Below are 15,519 nucleotides of genomic sequence, written 5' to 3' on the forward strand. Positions count from 1 at the left end.
AAGATGCTCGTTCCCACGCTCTGCGTGGGAATGCCGCCCTTGACGCTCTGCGTCAGCTATTGAGGCGTGACGCGGAGCGTCACCGGATGCATTCCCACGCAGAGCGTGGGAACGAGCAACTGGCAGTCAGAGCTGGTAGTTCTTCAGCTCCCTGGCAATCACCATCCGCTGAATCTCGCTGGTGCCTTCGTAAATCTGCGTAATCCGCGCATCCCGGTAGTAACGCTCCACCGGGTAATCCTCAAGGTACCCATACCCGCCATGAATCTGCATCGCCGAAGAGCAGACCTTTTCGGCCATCTCCGAGGCGAACAGCTTGGCCTGGGAGGCTTCCGACAGGCACGGCTTGCCGGCGCTGCGCAGACGTGCGGCGTGCAGGATCAGCAGGCGGGCGGCATTGAGTTGGGTCTGCATGTCGGCCAGCAGGTTGGCAATGCTTTGGTGCTCGATAATCGCCTTGTTGAATTGCACCCGATCACGGGCATACGCCAGCGCCGCCTCAAACGCCGCACGGGCGATGCCCAAGGCTTGCGCGGCGATGCCGATACGCCCGCCTTCGAGGTTGGACAGGGCGATGGCCAGCCCTTTACCGCGTTCACCCAACAGGTTGGCTTCGGCTACTGTGCATTGGTTGAGCGTGACGGCGCAGGTGTCCGAAGCGCGAATGCCCATCTTGTGTTCGGTACGGTCGACCACAAAGCCCGGCGTGTCGGTGGGCACCAGGAAGGCCGAGATACCTTTCTTGCCCAGCTCCGGGTCCGTCACCGCAAACACAATGGCCAACTTGGCGCGTTTGCCGTTGCTGACAAACTGCTTGGCGCCAGTGATTACCCACTGGCCATCGCGCAATTCGGCGCGGGTGCGCAGGTTATGGGCTTCGGAACCGGCCTGGGGCTCGGTGAGGCAGAAACAGCCAATGGCCTGACCGCTGGCCAGTTCGGCCAGCCAGGTGTGTTTTTGCGCATCGGTGCCGTAGTTGAGGATTGGCCCGCAACCGACTGAATTATGGATACTCATGAGTGCGCCGGTAGCCCCATCACCGGCGGAAATCTCCTCGACGGCCAGGGCATACGCCACGTAGTCGACATAGGTGCCGCCCCATTCTTCAGGCACCACCATGCCCAGCAGCCCGAGTTCGCCCATCTTCGCGACCAGGGCGTCATCGATCCAGCCGGCTTTTTCCCAGGCTTGCGCATGCGGGGCGATTTCGCCACGGGCAAAGTCGCGGGCCATGTCGCGAATCATCACTTGTTCTTCAGTGTATTCAATATCTTGCATGGCTTATTTCTCGCTCTGCGTGAAGTTTCTGAAGAAGCTCTCGACATGGCTGGCGTCCAGTTCATGGACCGTCGCGGGGTTCCAGTGCGGGGTTTTGTCCTTGTCGATGATCAGCGCGCGAACCCCCTCGATCAGGTCGCCGCGTTCAAACCACTGGCGATCCAGGTGCAACTCCAACGCGAAGCACTGCTCCAGCGACAAGCGTCGGCCACGGCGCAGCATCTGCAGGGTCACGGCCATCGCCAGCGGCGAGCGGGTCTGCATCAGGCTGGCAGTGGTGAGCGCCCATTCGTGGCTGTCGGCAACGGTGACTTGCTGCAGTTGCTCGACCATGCTCGGCACATCCGGCAACGCGAAGAAGTGGTCGATCGCCGGGCGCAGCGCGGCCAGTGGGGCGTCGGGCAATTGTTGAACCGCAAGCTTGGCCAGTACGCCTTGCAGGTCCTTGAGCGGCGAATCCTGCCATTGCAGGCGGTCGAGTTTCTGGTCGAGTTCGGCGAGTTTGGCGCTGTCGATACACCAGTCGGCCAGCCCGCAATACAGCGCATCGGCGGCGCGAATCTGCACGCCGGTGACGCCAAGGTAAACCCCCAGCTCGCCAGGGATGCGCGATAGGAAATAGCTGCCGCCCACGTCCGGGAAATAACCGATGGCCACTTCCGGCATCGCCAGGCGGCTGCGCTCGGTCACCACACGCAAGTCGGCGCCTTGCACCAGGCCCATGCCGCCGCCGAGAACAAACCCGTCCATCAGCGCCAGCACGGGTTTGCGGTAATGGTGAATCGCCAGGTCGAGGGCGTATTCCTCGACGAAGAAGTCCTGATGCAGGCTGTCGCCCTGCTTGAAGCTGTCGTAAAGGGAGCGAATATCGCCACCGGCGCAGAACGCCTTTTCACCGGCACCGCGCAGCACCACGGCATACACCTGCGGGTCATCCGCCCAGGTCTGCAACTGCGTGGTCAGACTGCGGACCATGTCCAGGGTGATGGCATTCAAACCGGCGGGGCGGTTAAGGGTGAGGTGGCCGATATGGTTGCGGACTTCAGCCAGTACCTCGTCTTGAAGAATTACGGCCTGGCTTGCTTCGGATGAAACCTGAGCAGTCATCACTAACTCCCTGCTTTTATTGTTCTTTATCAAGATGTTCGCGTACGAACCATCTCGCGATCGTACCAGTGCAAATTTGCCCAGTACAACCCGGAATCATGCAGGTCGTTTTTGCATTTATGCAGCGCTGCGGCTGCCGAGCACTTCGACGATGCTACGGCGCCGGGCATGGCCTTGCGCCGCGTGGATCAGTTGTTCCAGCTCGGTGGGCTCCACATCAAAGAACTGCTCCATGTCAGCCAGGGCCAGCTTAAGATCGGCTGCCGTGATGGCCGCGTCGGTCAGCGGCGCGGCGTTGCCCAAGACGATGGCAGGCGGCTCGACTGCACCTTTGGGGTAACGCGTACGTGTCAGGTTGTTATAGGCCAGTGCACAGGCCAGCAGCGCGCCCGCACCGAGCATCACTGGGCCTACTTCCTGCCAACCCAGAGCAATGGAGGCCGGATCTGCGAGTACCAGCGTCATCGCCAGGCCTCCGGCGGGCGGGTGCAGGCAGCGCAGCCAGCAAATCAAGACCACAGTCATGCCCGCCGCCAGGCAAGCGCTGCCCAATGTGCGGCCAAGTACCCGTGCCACCAGCAAGGCCACAACGGCGGCGCACAAGTAGCTGCCGATAATCGACCACGGCTGAGCCAGCGCACCGGACGACACGGCAAACAGCAACACCGCCGATGCACCGAGCGGCCCGAGCAGGTGCAAGGCGACTTCCATACCGAATACCTGGGCACACACCCAGACGCTTAATAGCGTGCCCAAGGCCATGCCAATCGCGGCGCGGCTCCATTCGGCGGGGCGGGTATTGATTGCAGCGGGTAACCAGCGAGCGAGCATCGACACGATCCATAAAGCAGCAGGCGAAAAAAAAGGCTCGCCTGGTTGCCCGGATAAGCCCTTTGAACGTTCCAACAGTTGGGGGAGGAACCTGAGCAGTGTGCCGAGCTTGCTGCCCTGGCGCCAATGCATATTAATGAAGGTTAAATGCAAAAATTATGCAGTTAGTTGCCCTCGTTATAGATGATGCGATGCGTCGGTTGCGGCAGTGGCGTGCAGATGCACCCGAGTACACGACTGTCCGTCTCTTCATTGAACAGCTGTCTTTGCAGGTTCTCCTGCAGTGCAGGGTCGTCGGCCAGCGGCCCCTTCAATGCCACCAAGGCGTCGCGCAACGCCATCAATCGATCCAGCCTCGGCGCAGGGATAAGCAACAGGTCTTCTGGCACGGCATTGCCCTTTTGATCAAGCAGGTCGGTGTGCGTGGAAGGCTGACTGCGCCCGGTAGTAGATAGTTAACGCACATGAAAAAGGAGTCTACATTTGGGTTCCGGGCATCGGAAGGCAAAGTGCGCCAGCGTTTACGCATAGCTGTGTAGGCGCTTTCCGGGCGGTTATAACGAAAAACGCCCACTCTCGAAGGAGTGGGCGCCGTTTCCGTCAGACCGCTGTCAGCGTAATTACGGCGCGCTGACTTTCTCCAGGTGGAGCAACACATACGGGTCTTTGTCGAATTCCCCGGTGAGCGTCGGCGTGATCGAACGCAAGCGCGGATCCTGCAGTTTTTCGAAGTCCTGAGCACTCATCACCAGCCACGCCGGGCCTTGCAGCGGCGCCAGGTCGGCGGCCGACTGGGTAAACAGCGGCACCTTATCGCAGTTGAAGTTGACCATGAACTTGATGGCTTTTGCATCTTTGCCTAATCCGTGCAGAACCACCGGCGCCGGTTGCTGCATGATCTGTTCTTTGACACCGAGGCTGAAGGTACGGGTGTCGTAGAGTGTGCGTTCCAGCGGTTCGACTACCACAATGTAGGTCGACCACAGCGCCAGCACCGCCGCGAGTGCAGGCCCCAGCGGACGTAGACGCACCTTGAGCAGTGACAGCAAGGCCACGACTTGAAGCACACCCAGTGCTCCGAAGATCAACCCGAGGTTGTCCAATTGCGCCGGGTAACGCTTGCGCGCCACCACCAGCCCGATCACCAGCAGCGCTGGCAGCAGCGTCCAGATGCCCAGCATCAAGCCGCGCAGCCAGGCGAACAACCGCCCTTGGCTGACCTGGAACGGATAGGCCGCAATAATCGCCGCCATGGGCAGCATCGGCAGGATGTAACGTGCCTTCTTGGCCTGAGGGACCGACAGGCCGAGCATCACCAGCAAACCCGCCGCGGCGCAATACAGCACCAGTTTCAGTGCCGGGTCGGGTGCCCGGCGACCGCCGATGGCGACTGCCAGCAGCACCAGCAACGCCAGTGGATAGGCCAGCGCGTAGTTGCCCATGGAACTGGTGAAGTAATACAAAACGCCGCTGGAACCTTCGGTGCCGTCCATGCGGCCCAGGAACTGCATGCGGATCACGTCCTGCATGAAGTCCTCGCCACCACTGAGCTTGGCCAACAGCAGCAACAGGCCGACACACGCCGCCAGCACGGCCAGGGCGATAAAGCCGAAGGTGAACAGTTGGCGCCATTGGCGGTTGATCAGGTAGTAGCTGCACAGCACCCCGGTGGGGATCACCAGACCGATTGGCCCACGCACCGCAAAGCCCAGGATCAGCAGCAAGAACAGCCAATGCAAGCGTTTGGCCGCCCCGAAGTGGTCATGGGCATAGCCCAGGTAGAACACCGTCAAGGCGATGGCCGCGAGCATCTGGTCCAGCGATACCGCGCGGGTTTCACTGATAAAGGTGCTGCTGAGCAGCAACATCGCGATGCTGAGCAGGCCCCAACGCGTGGAGTAGGGCGCCGTGAGGCGATACACCAGCACCACGATCAGCGCCGAGGCGATGGACGTGGGCAACCACGCCGTCAGGCTGCTGACCTCGCCGAACGGCAAGGACAACAGCCAGGTCAGCAGGGTCGAGGTCGCCAGGTAGTCAGCGTAAGGCTGGCCATAGGTGGTGGGGAAAAAACTTGGCCCATGGCGCAGCATTTCCTGGGCAAACACCACAAAGCGCGAGTCAAAGCCGATGATTGCCTGGTGCCAGTTGCCGACAATAAACAGCACCAGCGCCAGGAGCCCAAGCCCCAGCGACTGGTTGCGCAGCGTTGCTGTAAGCAGCGGCGGTTGAGCTTTGTTCACGTCTTTAGGCTTCCTTGGCTGGCGCGACCCAGTTTTGCTGGGGAATCGGCAGCTCGCAGGAGTCGCCACGGCCCATCGGGAAATACTTGAAGCCTTTGCGCGCCAGGCGCTCGCCGTCGTACAGGTTGCGACCGTCGAAGATCACCGGGTTTTTCAGGCGGGCGTGGATCAGTTCGAAGTCCGGCGCCTTGAATTGCTGCCATTCGGTGCAGACGATCAACGCATCGGCGCCGCTCAAGGCCGACTCCGGCGTGCCCAGCAGGGTCAGGCGCGACTCGTCACCGTAGATGCGCTGGGTTTCCTGCATGGCTTCGGGGTCGAACGCACGGACATTGGCGCCGGCCGCCCAGAGGGCTTCCATCAGTACGCGGCTTGGGGCATCGCGCATGTCATCGGTGTTGGGCTTGAAAGCCAGGCCCCACAAGGCGAAGGTTTTGCCTTGCAGCTCGCCCTTGAAGTAAGCGTTGATGCGTTCGAACAGCTTGCTCTTCTGGCGCTGGTTGATCGCTTCAACGGCTTCGAGCAGGTCGCTGGAGCAGTTGGCTTCCCTGGCGCTGTGGATCAGGGCGCGCATGTCTTTAGGGAAACACGAACCGCCGTAGCCGCAGCCTGGGTAGATGAAGTGGTAGCCGATGCGTGAATCGGCGCCGATGCCCAAACGCACGGCTTCGATGTCGGCGCCCAGGTGTTCGGCCAGCTCGGCGATCTGGTTGATGAAGCTGATCTTGGTGGCCAGCATGCAGTTGGCGGCGTACTTGGTCAGTTCGGCGCTGCGCAGGTCCATGAAGATGATGCGGTCATGGTTACGGTTGAACGGCGCGTAGAGGTCGCGCATGACTTCACGCACCTCTTCGCGCTCGCAGCCGATGATGATGCGGTCCGGGCGACGGCAGTCGGCAACGGCCGAACCTTCCTTGAGAAATTCCGGGTTGGAGACGATATCGAACGCCAGGTGGCGACCGGCAATGTGCAGGTTTTTTTCGATATGGGCGCGCAGTGTGTCGCCAGTGCCGACCGGCACGGTGGATTTTTCCACCAGGATCACCGGCTCCACGCGATGGCGGGACACGGCATCGCCCACAGACAGCACGTATTTGAGGTCGGCCGAACCGTCTTCGTCCGATGGCGTGCCCACGGCAATAAACAGGACTTCACCGTGTTCTACAGCGAGTTTTTCGTCAAAGGTAAAGTGCAGGCGCCCGCTTTCCAGGTTTTCCTTGACCATGGCCGCCAGGCCCGGCTCGAAGATGGTTACGTGGCCTTTTTGCAGCGACTCGACTTTGCTTTTGTCCACGTCCATGCAGATCACATCGTGACCGACTTCGGCCAATACGGTGGCCTGTACCAGACCGACGTAACCGCTACCAAATACACTGATTTTCATGGGGCATTCCTGGGGCTTGCAACGCTAGCACGACGAGAGTTAATAACCAGAACACCGAGAATGACCAAGGCCACTCCCAGGGTTTTTGAAAGCGAAAAATGTTCGTTGAACACCGGCAGGCTGGCGGCCAGCAGGTACACCAGCGCGTAGCTGATGCTTAGCAGCGAATAGGCGCGGCCCAGGGGCAGGTGTTTGAGCGCGCCAAGCCAGCACAGCATCGACAGCGCATAGGCGATAATCGCCAGGATCACCACGCCCAGGGCGCCCAGATCAATGGCGTTGCTGTTGAACGCATTCAACCATTCGGTCGGCAATGGCAGGCGCGTCATGCTCCAGCGCATGCCCAACTGGGCCGCGCTGACCAGGCCGACACTGCCCAAAGCCAGGGCAAACCCTTGCGCGCGGCTCATACGTGACGCCCCAGCAGCACTACGCCACCGATCACCAGGGCGACACCCAGCCAGTGACGGCCATCGATGTGTTCATGGAAGACAAACCGCGCCATCAGCGTGACCAGCACAAAATTGAGGCTGAGCATGGGGTAGGCGATGCCCACTTCCAGGCGCTGCAACACCAGCAGCCATACCAGCAGGCCAAGGCCCAGGCACACCAGCGCCGACCACAGCCACGGCGAGCGCAATTTGGGCGCCCAACCGTCTGGCTGGTCACGCCAGCTTTCCACCGCAAACTTTTGCGAAACCTGGCCCATGCAGGTGAGCAGACAGGCGCCCAACAGGAGAAGCAAAGTGATCATTGCGCAGCCTGTGGGAAAATCAGGATGACGATATTGCCTTGCTCGTAGCGCTTGCCGTCTTGGGGCAGCAGGTTCACTTCGGCTACTTCATCGTCGCCCTTGACCCGCATGACCACGCCAACCGAGCCTTTTTTACGCGCTTCGCTCATCCATTGCTGGACGTCGGCGGTGCCGACCTTGCGATAGGCGGTGTCCGGATAGGCAATGCCGTATTTCACCTCGCCGATCGTGTTGTACAGCGCAACATCCGGGCGACCCAGGCGCCATGACAACGCCGATGCAGCGCCAAGGTCATTGCTGAGCAGGGCGGTAGTCGGTTGCAGTTCGGGCAAGTGGTCGATGATGAATTGGTCCGGGGTTTTGTTATAAACCACCGAATGGGGCAGGGCGGCCGGCACCAGGGCCACCAGCAACCAGCTGCCGATGACCGGCGCAGCCCACAGTTTCAATGGGCGCGCCGCTTGCAGCAGGTTGACCAGGATCCAGCCGAACAGGAAGGTGAACACCAGCACCAGGCTGAAAGTTTCCTGGCCCGGCTCATACACCGGCTTCTTCAATTGGAACCAACTGATGGCCAGCAGCGCCACGATCCCAATAGCCAGGTTCAACCAGCCGTTGATGCGCAAAGCGCGGCCATGGCCCTTGGTCAGCTTGTCGCTGAGAGTGGAGCCCATCAGCAAGGCCAATGGCAGCAGGCACGGCATGATGTAGGACGGCAGCTTGCCTTTGGCCAGGCTGAAGAACGCCAGGGGCATCAACAGCCACAGCAGCAGGAACGCAGTCTTGGGCAGGCGCTTTTCCAGCCAGGCCTGTTTGACCGTGGACGGCAGCAGGGCGATCCATGGCAACGAGAACGCGACCATCAGCGGCAGGTAGAACCAGAACGGCTCGGCATGCTGGGCGTCATCGCCGGCAAAGCGCTGGATATGCTCGTGCCAGAAGAAGAAGTTCCAGTAGTCCGGCTCTTGCAGGTGCACGGCGAGTGCCCAGGGCAGACTGACGACAATGGCGACGACCACGGCCACCACGCCATAGCCCAGCAACTCACGAAAGCGTTTCTGCCAGATCGCGTAGGGCAGGGCGATCAGCACCGGCAGCAGCCAGGCCAGGAAGCCTTTGGTCATAAAGCCCATGCCGCAGGCAAAACCCAGCAAGGCCCAGGCCCCCAAGCGGCCGTTGCGCGTGGTGCTGTCGAAACAAAACCACAGGGCCACGCCCGTCAGGTTTACCCAGAAAGTGAATTGCGGGTCCAGGTTGGCGTAACCGCCGAGCAAGGCCACGCTGACAAAGCTCATGTACAGCACGCTGCTGACCAGGCTTTTTTGCGGGTCGTTCCACAACCGGCGCGAGACCAGATAGACCAGCAGGATGCTCAGCCCGGTGCTCAAGGCCGACGCAAAGCGCACGCCGAACAGGTTCTGCCCGAAAATCGCCTGGCCCAGCGCGATCATCCAGTAGCCCGCAGCGGGTTTCTCGAAGTAGCGGATGCCCATGAAGTGTGGCGAGGCCCACTTGCCGGTCAGCAGCATTTCCTGGCTGATCTGCGCATAGCGGGTTTCATCCGGGATCCACAGGCCATGGCTGGCCAGGGGCAACAGGTAAAACACGCCAAACGCCAACAGGAGCAGGGGCAATGCCCAGCGCCGGATCATGCCTTTTGCACTCCGAGCCAACCCTCACGGCCGCTGAGCGCGCCGCGCACCAGCTGTTGCTGGGGCAGGGTGGAGACATCCGCGGGCAACAAGTCGCCCAAGGGTTTGAAGTCGATGCCGCGCTGCCCGGCCTGGGCGAGCAGTTGGCGAAAATCTTCAGCCATCAGAATCCCTTCTACTTCTGCGTGGATCGTATAAACGTTGAGCTTCGACTCGGCGAACCGGTCAAGAATGAAGCCGTTGAAATCTTTGGCAGCCACTACCGGCCCGACGACTTCGTCGAAGGTCGGCAGGTCTACCGGAATTTGTGGGGTGCCCGCGCTGCCATCGTCCAGGGTCGGACGAAACAGGCTGGTGCCCCGGCAATCGCTGTTATAGCGAAAGTTGAAACCTTGTTTGGCTTGCACCACGCGCTCATCGGCACGCCAGCCGGCGGCGGCTGAACAGTCGATGCGCTCACCCAGGATGTCGCTCAGGGTGTCCACGCCTCGACGGATCTGCTCGACCAGCTGTGCGTCACTCCAGCGCCCGGTATTGGCTTGCCAACCGTGATGGTCCCATGCGTGCAGGCCGACTTCATGGCCGGCAGCCTTGGCCTGGCGCATCAAGTGCCCCAGGTCACGGCCGATCGGCTTGCCTGGCCAGGCGGTGCCGGCCAGGAGAATATCCAGGCCATACAAACCGACGGCATTGGAACGCAGCATCTTCCACAGAAACTGCGGGCGGATCAGGCGCCACAAGTGGCGCCCCATATTGTCCGGCCCGACACTGAAGAAGAACGTCGCTTTAACCCCGGCTTCATCCAGGGATTCAAGCAACCGCGGCACACCTTCACGGGTGCCACGGTAGGTGTCGACGTCGATTCGCAAGCCTGCCTGCATTACTTCTTGTCCGCGATTTCGAGCATGGCTTCTTTCAAGAAGAAGTCCAACGTGTTGCCGATGGTTTCGCTCATCTCAACGGTCGGCTCCCAGTTCAGCAGGCGCTTGGCGTTTTCGATGCTTGGCTTGCGGTGTGCCACGTCCTGGTAACCGGTGCCGTAGAACGCCTTGCTCTCTACGTCGCGGAAACCGGCGAACGGAGGGAAGTTGCTGCGCAGCGGGTGAGCTTCGAACTGACGCAGCAGTTCTTCGCCCAACTGGCGGATGCTGGCTTCGTTTTCCGGGTTGCCGATGTTGATGATCTGGCCGTTGCAGACATCGTTGTCGTTATCAATGATGCGGGCCAGGGCTTCGATGCCGTCGGCGATGTCGGTGAAGCAACGCTTCTGCTCACCACCGTCGAACAGGCGGATTGGCGTACCTTCCACCAGGTTGAGGATCAACTGGGTGATGGCACGGGAGCTGCCGATACGTGCCGAGTCCAGACGGTCGAGGCGTGGGCCCATCCAGTTGAACGGACGGAACAGGGTGAAGTTCAGGCCCTTGTCGCCGTAAGCCCAGATCACGCGGTCCAGCAGTTGCTTGGAGACCGAGTAGATCCAGCGCTGCTTGTTGACCGGGCCGACCACCAGGTTGGAGGTGTCTTCGTCGAAATACTGGTCCTGGCACATGCCATAGACTTCGGAGGTCGACGGGAAAATCACGCGCTTGTTGTACTTGACGCAGTAGCGAACCAGTTTCAGGTTTTCTTCGAAGTCGAGTTCGAACACGCGCAGCGGGTTACGGGTGTATTCGATCGGCGTGGCGATGGCCACCAACGGCAGGACCACGTCGCATTTCTTGATGTGGTACTCGATCCACTCGGAGTGGATGCTGATGTCGCCTTCCACGTAATGGAAGTTCGGGTGACTGCGCAGGCGCTCGATGGCGTCGGAGCCGATGTCCAGGCCGTAGATTTCGTAACGGTCGTCACGCAGCAGGCGCTCGGACAGGTGGTTACCGATAAAGCCGTTAACACCCAGGATCAGTACACGGGTGCGACGTGGCTTGCGGCCGGACTCGGCGCCGCGCAGTACGGAACCGTCGACCAGGCCCAGTTCGTCAGCCAGGGAAGGACCGGCCAGGTACAGGCCGTTTTCGTTGCGCTGGCCGAACTTGACCACCAGGGAATCTTCACCGCAAGCGATGCGCAGCGGGTTGACGCTGATCACCCGGCCCGGCGCCAGGCCTTCGTTGCCCTTGACCACGTCAGCTTGCCAAACGATGAGTTTGTGCTCGCCGACGGCGCAGAATGCGCCCGGGTACGGTTGGGTCACCGCGCGAACCAGGTTGAACAGTTCTTCAGCCGGCTTTTTCCAGTCCAGCTTGCCATCAGCCGCGGTGCGGCGGCCGAAGTAGGTGGCCTGGCTTTCGTTTTGGGCGGTTTCGGCCAATTTGCCTTGGGCCAGCTGTGGCAGTGCATCGCGCAGCAGGTTGGTGGCCGCGTCACGCAGTTTGGCGTGCAGGGTCAGGCCGGTGTCGGTGCGGTCGATGATGACTTTTTGCTGGGCCAGGATCGCGCCGGCGTCGGCACGCTTGACCATGCGGTGCAGGGTCACGCCGGTTTCGGTTTCACCGTTGACCAGCACCCAGTTGGCCGGAGCGCGGCCACGGTACTTAGGCAGCAAGGAACCGTGCAGGTTGAACGCGCCTTTTTTTGCGGTGGCCAGCAGGGCTTCGCTCAGCAGGTTGCGATAGTAGAACGAGAAGATGAAATCCGGGTTCAGCTTGGCAATACGCTCGATCCACAGCGGGTGGTTGGCGTCTTCCGGTGCGTGCACCGGGATGCCGTTACGGGCGCAGAGTTGGGCGACGGAGCCGTAGAAGTTGTTTTCCTTGGGGTCGTCGGCATGGGTGAACACGGCAGCAATGTCGTAGCCGGCGGTCAGCAGGGCTTCAATACCTGCACAGCCAATATCGTGATAAGCGAAGACAACAGCTTTTGAATTCATGACGAAACCTGATCGGAAGGAGAAGTAGGAGAGTGGGAAGTTGCCAGGCCGTCGACGACGACGACCGGAGCCGGTTCTGCGGGTTGGTTACGCAGCACCTTTTCAATAAAGAACCGTGGACGGGCACGCACGTCACTGTACATGCGCCCCAGGTATTCGCCCAAGAGGCCCATGCCGATGAATTGGCCGCCGGTGAACACAAACAGCACCGCGAACAGCACGAACATGCCTGAACCGGCCCATTCGGCGCCGAACACCAAACGCAGGAACACCAGCGCAAAGGCAAACAGCATGCCCAGTGCCGCGAGGCTGAAGCCAACGATGCTCAGCAGGCGCAGCGGGGTGGTGGTCATGCAGGTGAGCAGGTCGAACATCAGGCTGATCAGGCGCATGGCGCTGTACTTGGACTCGCCATGCTCACGCTCGGCGTGGTGCACCAGGATCTCGGTGGTGTGGCGCGCAAAGCCGTTGGCCAGGATCGGGATGAAGGTGCTGCGCTCGCGGCAGGCCAGCATCGCGTCGACGATGGTGCGACGGTAAGCGCGCAGCATGCAGCCGTAGTCGGTCATGGCCACGCCGGTGGAGCGTTGCACGGCCAGGTTGATCAGGCGCGAAGGCCAGCGGCGGAAGGCCGAATCCTGGCGGTTGTTACGCACGGTGGCGACGACGTCGTAGCCCAGGGCGGCTTGCTCGACCAGGCGCGGGATTTCTTCGGGTGGGTTCTGCAGGTCGGCGTCGAGGGTGATGATCACCTCGCCACGGCACTGCTCGAAGCCGGCCATGATCGCCGCGTGCTGGCCATAGTTGCGGTTGAGGATCACCGCCACTACGTTGCTGCCGTCTTCTGCGGCAGCGTCTTCCAGCAATTGGGCGGAATTGTCGCGACTACCGTCATCCACCAGGATGATTTCGTATTCGTAAGCCAGTTGCTTGCAAGCTGCGGTGGTGCGACGCAGCAATTCAGGCAGGCTCTCTTGTTCGTTGTAGACCGGGATAACGATCGACACGCAATGAATAGGGTAGGGTTTCAAAGATTCATGACCTCGGGGCTAGAACAATTGGAGCGTGAAAACAGCAGTAATCCATCGATAAACAACGCCGAAAGATTAAACAACGTAGCGTGGGTATGCGGCATTCATTCGACTTTCCTGAGGACGGGCAACGGTTTCTTCCATGGGTTAGCAGATTAAAGACGAAAACTACTAAAGGTAAAGCGTAATCAACAGGTTAGTCGGGGAAGACGCGGTTCGTTCTCAAGTCCTGGGGCCAAGATTAAGCGGAAAATTGTTGAACGAATATGAAAGGCGGATGAAAAACTCGTTTATTTGACAGGTAGACAGGTAGGGTTCAGCTAAACCGCTGAGGCGCCTGGGGATTGGTTCTGCGGGCAAAACCGCGATGGATTCTGCACCGTTGCGCTCACGCACAGGGTAATTCAACAAACTTCTCTGCATTGGCCCTCAAGTGCCGGTAAAGTAAGCCATCTCTTGCCAGGGTAGTCGGATGAATAGTGTGCGGATTTTGCGCGGCCAGTTGCGGCCTGCATTGATGGGCGTGTTGATGGCGGTGGCCTGTGTCACCACCGTTCGAGCCGACGATGGCGTGGCGCTGACCAGCGTCGAGCAGTTGCCGGACGGCGTGGAAGTGCGTGGCAAACAGGTCGCGGCCTATACCTGGGATGACCACCAGGGCAAGAACTTGCTGGTACTCGCCGAGCAGGTCAGCGAACGCGATGATGACGGCACCCAATCGGCGTTTGTCTACGCGGCCCAGTATCTGCTCGGCGGCGACCGCCCCAAGCGGGTCTGGATGCTTTATGACGATGTGCAGCATTGCGAATTCGACGCAGGGCTGCGTTTTGATATGACGGCAACCAAGGTCACTGACCTTGCCGGTGATGGCATTACCCAGGCCACGGTGGGCTATTCGCGCACCTGCACCAGTGATGTCAGCCCGCGCGAGTTCAAGCTGATCATGCATGTGGGCAAGTCGCAGAAGTACCGCCTGCGCGGTGTCGATCGCGTCGGCGCAAGCTGGTGGGACGAGGATGCCGGTGCCTTGCGGGGTATGCCGCTGCCTACCGACTGCAGCGTTGCCGCGCAGCAGGCATTGGTCAGCCAGTACAAGGAGCAGGGCACCGAGTTGCCGCTGCCGGGCTGTTACGGCGATGAAAGTGACTTTGCCAAGGCGCCGGACAGCTACCTGGCGTTCATGCGTCAGCATTGGTTTGCACTGATGCAGAAACAGGACGCCGACTGGAGCCAATCCCAGGCGCAGCCTCAGGGCGAAACCCCGACCGAGGACGACGAATCAGCCCCGTGATGTGTGTCGCGATTTGGTGCCAGGCCCGGTCCCGGGTTAGACTCGGCCTTCGCCAATTCACTAAATACCTCGATTAAACAAAGGCTTGAGCGAGGTATTTAATCCAAAGGCTGATCTACCTTGACTGAGTCTATCCGCAACCCACTGACCCTTTACCTCACCCGCTTGGCGCCCTCCAGCCAACTGACCATGCGCTACGTGCTGCAAGATGCCGCCGACCGCCTGGGCTATGAAGACATCAACCTGGAAGAGATCGACTGGCACCTGCTGCAACCCGAACAGGTGATTGCCCTGGTCGGCGCCTTGCGCGAGGACGGTTGTGCGCCGAACACGTCGTCGCTGTATGTGAATGCGGTACGCGGGGTGATGAACGAGGCCTGGCGGATGAGCCTGATCAGCCAGGATCATCTGTTGAAAATGCGCTCGGTCAAGGCCACTCCGGGCACGCGCCTCAGCCAGGGGCGTAACCTGCGCCGCAGCCTGATCCGCGAAATGATGGAAGTCTGTGCCGCCGACCCACGCCCACAAGGCCTGCGGGATGCCGCCGTGATCGGCATTTTGTATGGTTCAGGCATGCGCAAGTCCGAGTCGGTGAACCTGGACCTGGCGCAGATCAACTTCGATGAACGCAGCCTGCGGGTGATTGGTAAAGGCAACAAAGAACTGATCAAGTACGCCCCGGCCTGGGCGTTTGACAAGCTGCAGGCCTGGCTGGCGTTTCGTCGCGAGCAACTCAAGGAAGGCGAGCAGGACGATAGCTTCCTGTTCAACCGTATCCGCCGTGGCAGCCATATCACCCGTGAACGCATCACCAAGCACGCGATTTACTACATCGCCCGTCAACGCGGTGAGCAGGTGGGCGTGAAGATCATGCCCCATGACTTTCGGCGCTCGTTTATCACGCGGGTGATTGAAGAACACGATCTATCGATTGCGCAGAAACTGGCGCATCACACCAATATCCAGACCACCGCCAGTTATGACGTGCGCGATGACAACGAGCGGCGCCGGGCGGTGGACCGGTTTGATTTGTAGTTCTGAACACAGCAAAGATTTTGGAGCCCCCCTGTGGCAAG

14 protein-coding genes are annotated in these 15,519 nt (G+C 60.5%); 2 read left to right on the top strand and 12 right to left on the bottom strand.

All coding sequences use genetic code 11. The features are described from left to right. Nucleotides 1-126: 126 nt before the first annotated feature. From AOA59_RS22800 to arnC, 12 genes are all read right to left on the bottom strand, one after another. Nucleotides 127-1,278: an acyl-CoA dehydrogenase family protein gene (locus tag AOA59_RS22800; protein WP_099489149.1), complete on the bottom strand. Its 1,152-nt coding sequence runs from the start codon at nt 1,276-1,278 to the stop codon at nt 127-129. 3 nt (nt 1,279-1,281) lie between these two features. Beyond that, entirely contained in the window at nt 1,282-2,385 is a 1,104-nt protein-coding gene (locus AOA59_RS22805) for an enoyl-CoA hydratase/isomerase family protein (RefSeq protein WP_065930015.1), read from the bottom strand. Between the two features lie 117 nt (nt 2,386-2,502). Further along, the gene (locus tag AOA59_RS22810) at nt 2,503-3,216 is read right to left on the bottom strand and encodes an HPP family protein (protein ID WP_099489150.1); all 714 of its coding nucleotides are present in this window, start codon (nt 3,214-3,216) and stop codon (nt 2,503-2,505) included. Nucleotides 3,217-3,380: 164 nt separating this feature from the next. Beyond that, nucleotides 3,381-3,605: a type VI secretion system contractile sheath small subunit gene (locus tag AOA59_RS32100; RefSeq protein WP_371919088.1), complete on the bottom strand. Its 225-nt coding sequence runs from the start codon at nt 3,603-3,605 to the stop codon at nt 3,381-3,383. A gap of 231 nt (nt 3,606-3,836) precedes the next feature. Next, nucleotides 3,837-5,459 carry a glycosyltransferase family 39 protein gene (locus tag AOA59_RS22815; protein ID WP_065930017.1) on the bottom strand — a complete coding sequence of 541 codons (1,623 nt, stop codon included), beginning with the start codon at nt 5,457-5,459 and terminating at the stop codon, nt 3,837-3,839. Nucleotides 5,460-5,463: 4 nt separating this feature from the next. Next, complete coding sequence (locus AOA59_RS22820) at nt 5,464-6,843, bottom strand: UDP-glucose/GDP-mannose dehydrogenase family protein (RefSeq protein WP_065930018.1); 1,380 nt, start codon at nt 6,841-6,843, stop codon at nt 5,464-5,466. After that, nucleotides 6,840-7,253 carry a 4-amino-4-deoxy-L-arabinose-phosphoundecaprenol flippase subunit ArnF gene (arnF, locus tag AOA59_RS22825; RefSeq protein WP_069787501.1) on the bottom strand — a complete coding sequence of 138 codons (414 nt, stop codon included), beginning with the start codon at nt 7,251-7,253 and terminating at the stop codon, nt 6,840-6,842. Before arnF ends, AOA59_RS22820 begins: the two co-directional genes overlap by 4 nt. Further along, nucleotides 7,250-7,597 (bottom strand): 4-amino-4-deoxy-L-arabinose-phosphoundecaprenol flippase subunit ArnE, encoded by a 348-nt coding sequence (gene arnE, locus AOA59_RS22830; RefSeq protein ID WP_056860014.1) that lies wholly within the window; start codon nt 7,595-7,597, stop codon nt 7,250-7,252. Before arnE ends, arnF begins: the two co-directional genes overlap by 4 nt. Then, complete coding sequence (gene arnT / locus AOA59_RS22835) at nt 7,594-9,249, bottom strand: lipid IV(A) 4-amino-4-deoxy-L-arabinosyltransferase (protein ID WP_099489151.1); 1,656 nt, start codon at nt 9,247-9,249, stop codon at nt 7,594-7,596. The genes arnE and arnT overlap by 4 nt, the downstream gene beginning before the upstream one ends. Beyond that, complete coding sequence (gene arnD, locus AOA59_RS22840; protein ID WP_099489152.1) at nt 9,246-10,130, bottom strand: 4-deoxy-4-formamido-L-arabinose-phosphoundecaprenol deformylase; 885 nt, start codon at nt 10,128-10,130, stop codon at nt 9,246-9,248. Before arnD ends, arnT begins: the two co-directional genes overlap by 4 nt. Next, nucleotides 10,130-12,121, bottom strand: coding sequence for a bifunctional UDP-4-amino-4-deoxy-L-arabinose formyltransferase/UDP-glucuronic acid oxidase ArnA (gene arnA, locus AOA59_RS22845; protein WP_099489153.1), 1,992 nt, complete (start codon nt 12,119-12,121; stop codon nt 10,130-10,132). The genes arnD and arnA overlap by 1 nt, the downstream gene beginning before the upstream one ends. Next, a complete protein-coding gene (arnC, locus tag AOA59_RS22850) occupies nt 12,118-13,152 on the bottom strand; it encodes an undecaprenyl-phosphate 4-deoxy-4-formamido-L-arabinose transferase (protein ID WP_056860018.1) in 1,035 nt (344 codons plus the stop codon). The genes arnA and arnC overlap by 4 nt, the downstream gene beginning before the upstream one ends. 472 nt (nt 13,153-13,624) lie before the next feature. On the opposite strand from arnC, the gene AOA59_RS22855 reads away from it, so the two are divergent. Beyond that, nucleotides 13,625-14,443 carry a M949_RS01915 family surface polysaccharide biosynthesis protein gene (locus AOA59_RS22855; protein ID WP_099489154.1) on the top strand — a complete coding sequence of 273 codons (819 nt, stop codon included), beginning with the start codon at nt 13,625-13,627 and terminating at the stop codon, nt 14,441-14,443. 120 nt (nt 14,444-14,563) lie between these two features. Further along, nucleotides 14,564-15,478: a tyrosine recombinase XerC gene (gene xerC, locus AOA59_RS22860; protein WP_065930024.1), complete on the top strand. Its 915-nt coding sequence runs from the start codon at nt 14,564-14,566 to the stop codon at nt 15,476-15,478. The last annotated feature ends 41 nt before the right edge of the window (nt 15,479-15,519 follow it).

This window comes from Pseudomonas sp. 2822-15, assembly GCF_002742515.1.
Lineage (GTDB): Bacteria > Pseudomonadota > Gammaproteobacteria > Pseudomonadales > Pseudomonadaceae > Aquipseudomonas > Aquipseudomonas salomonii.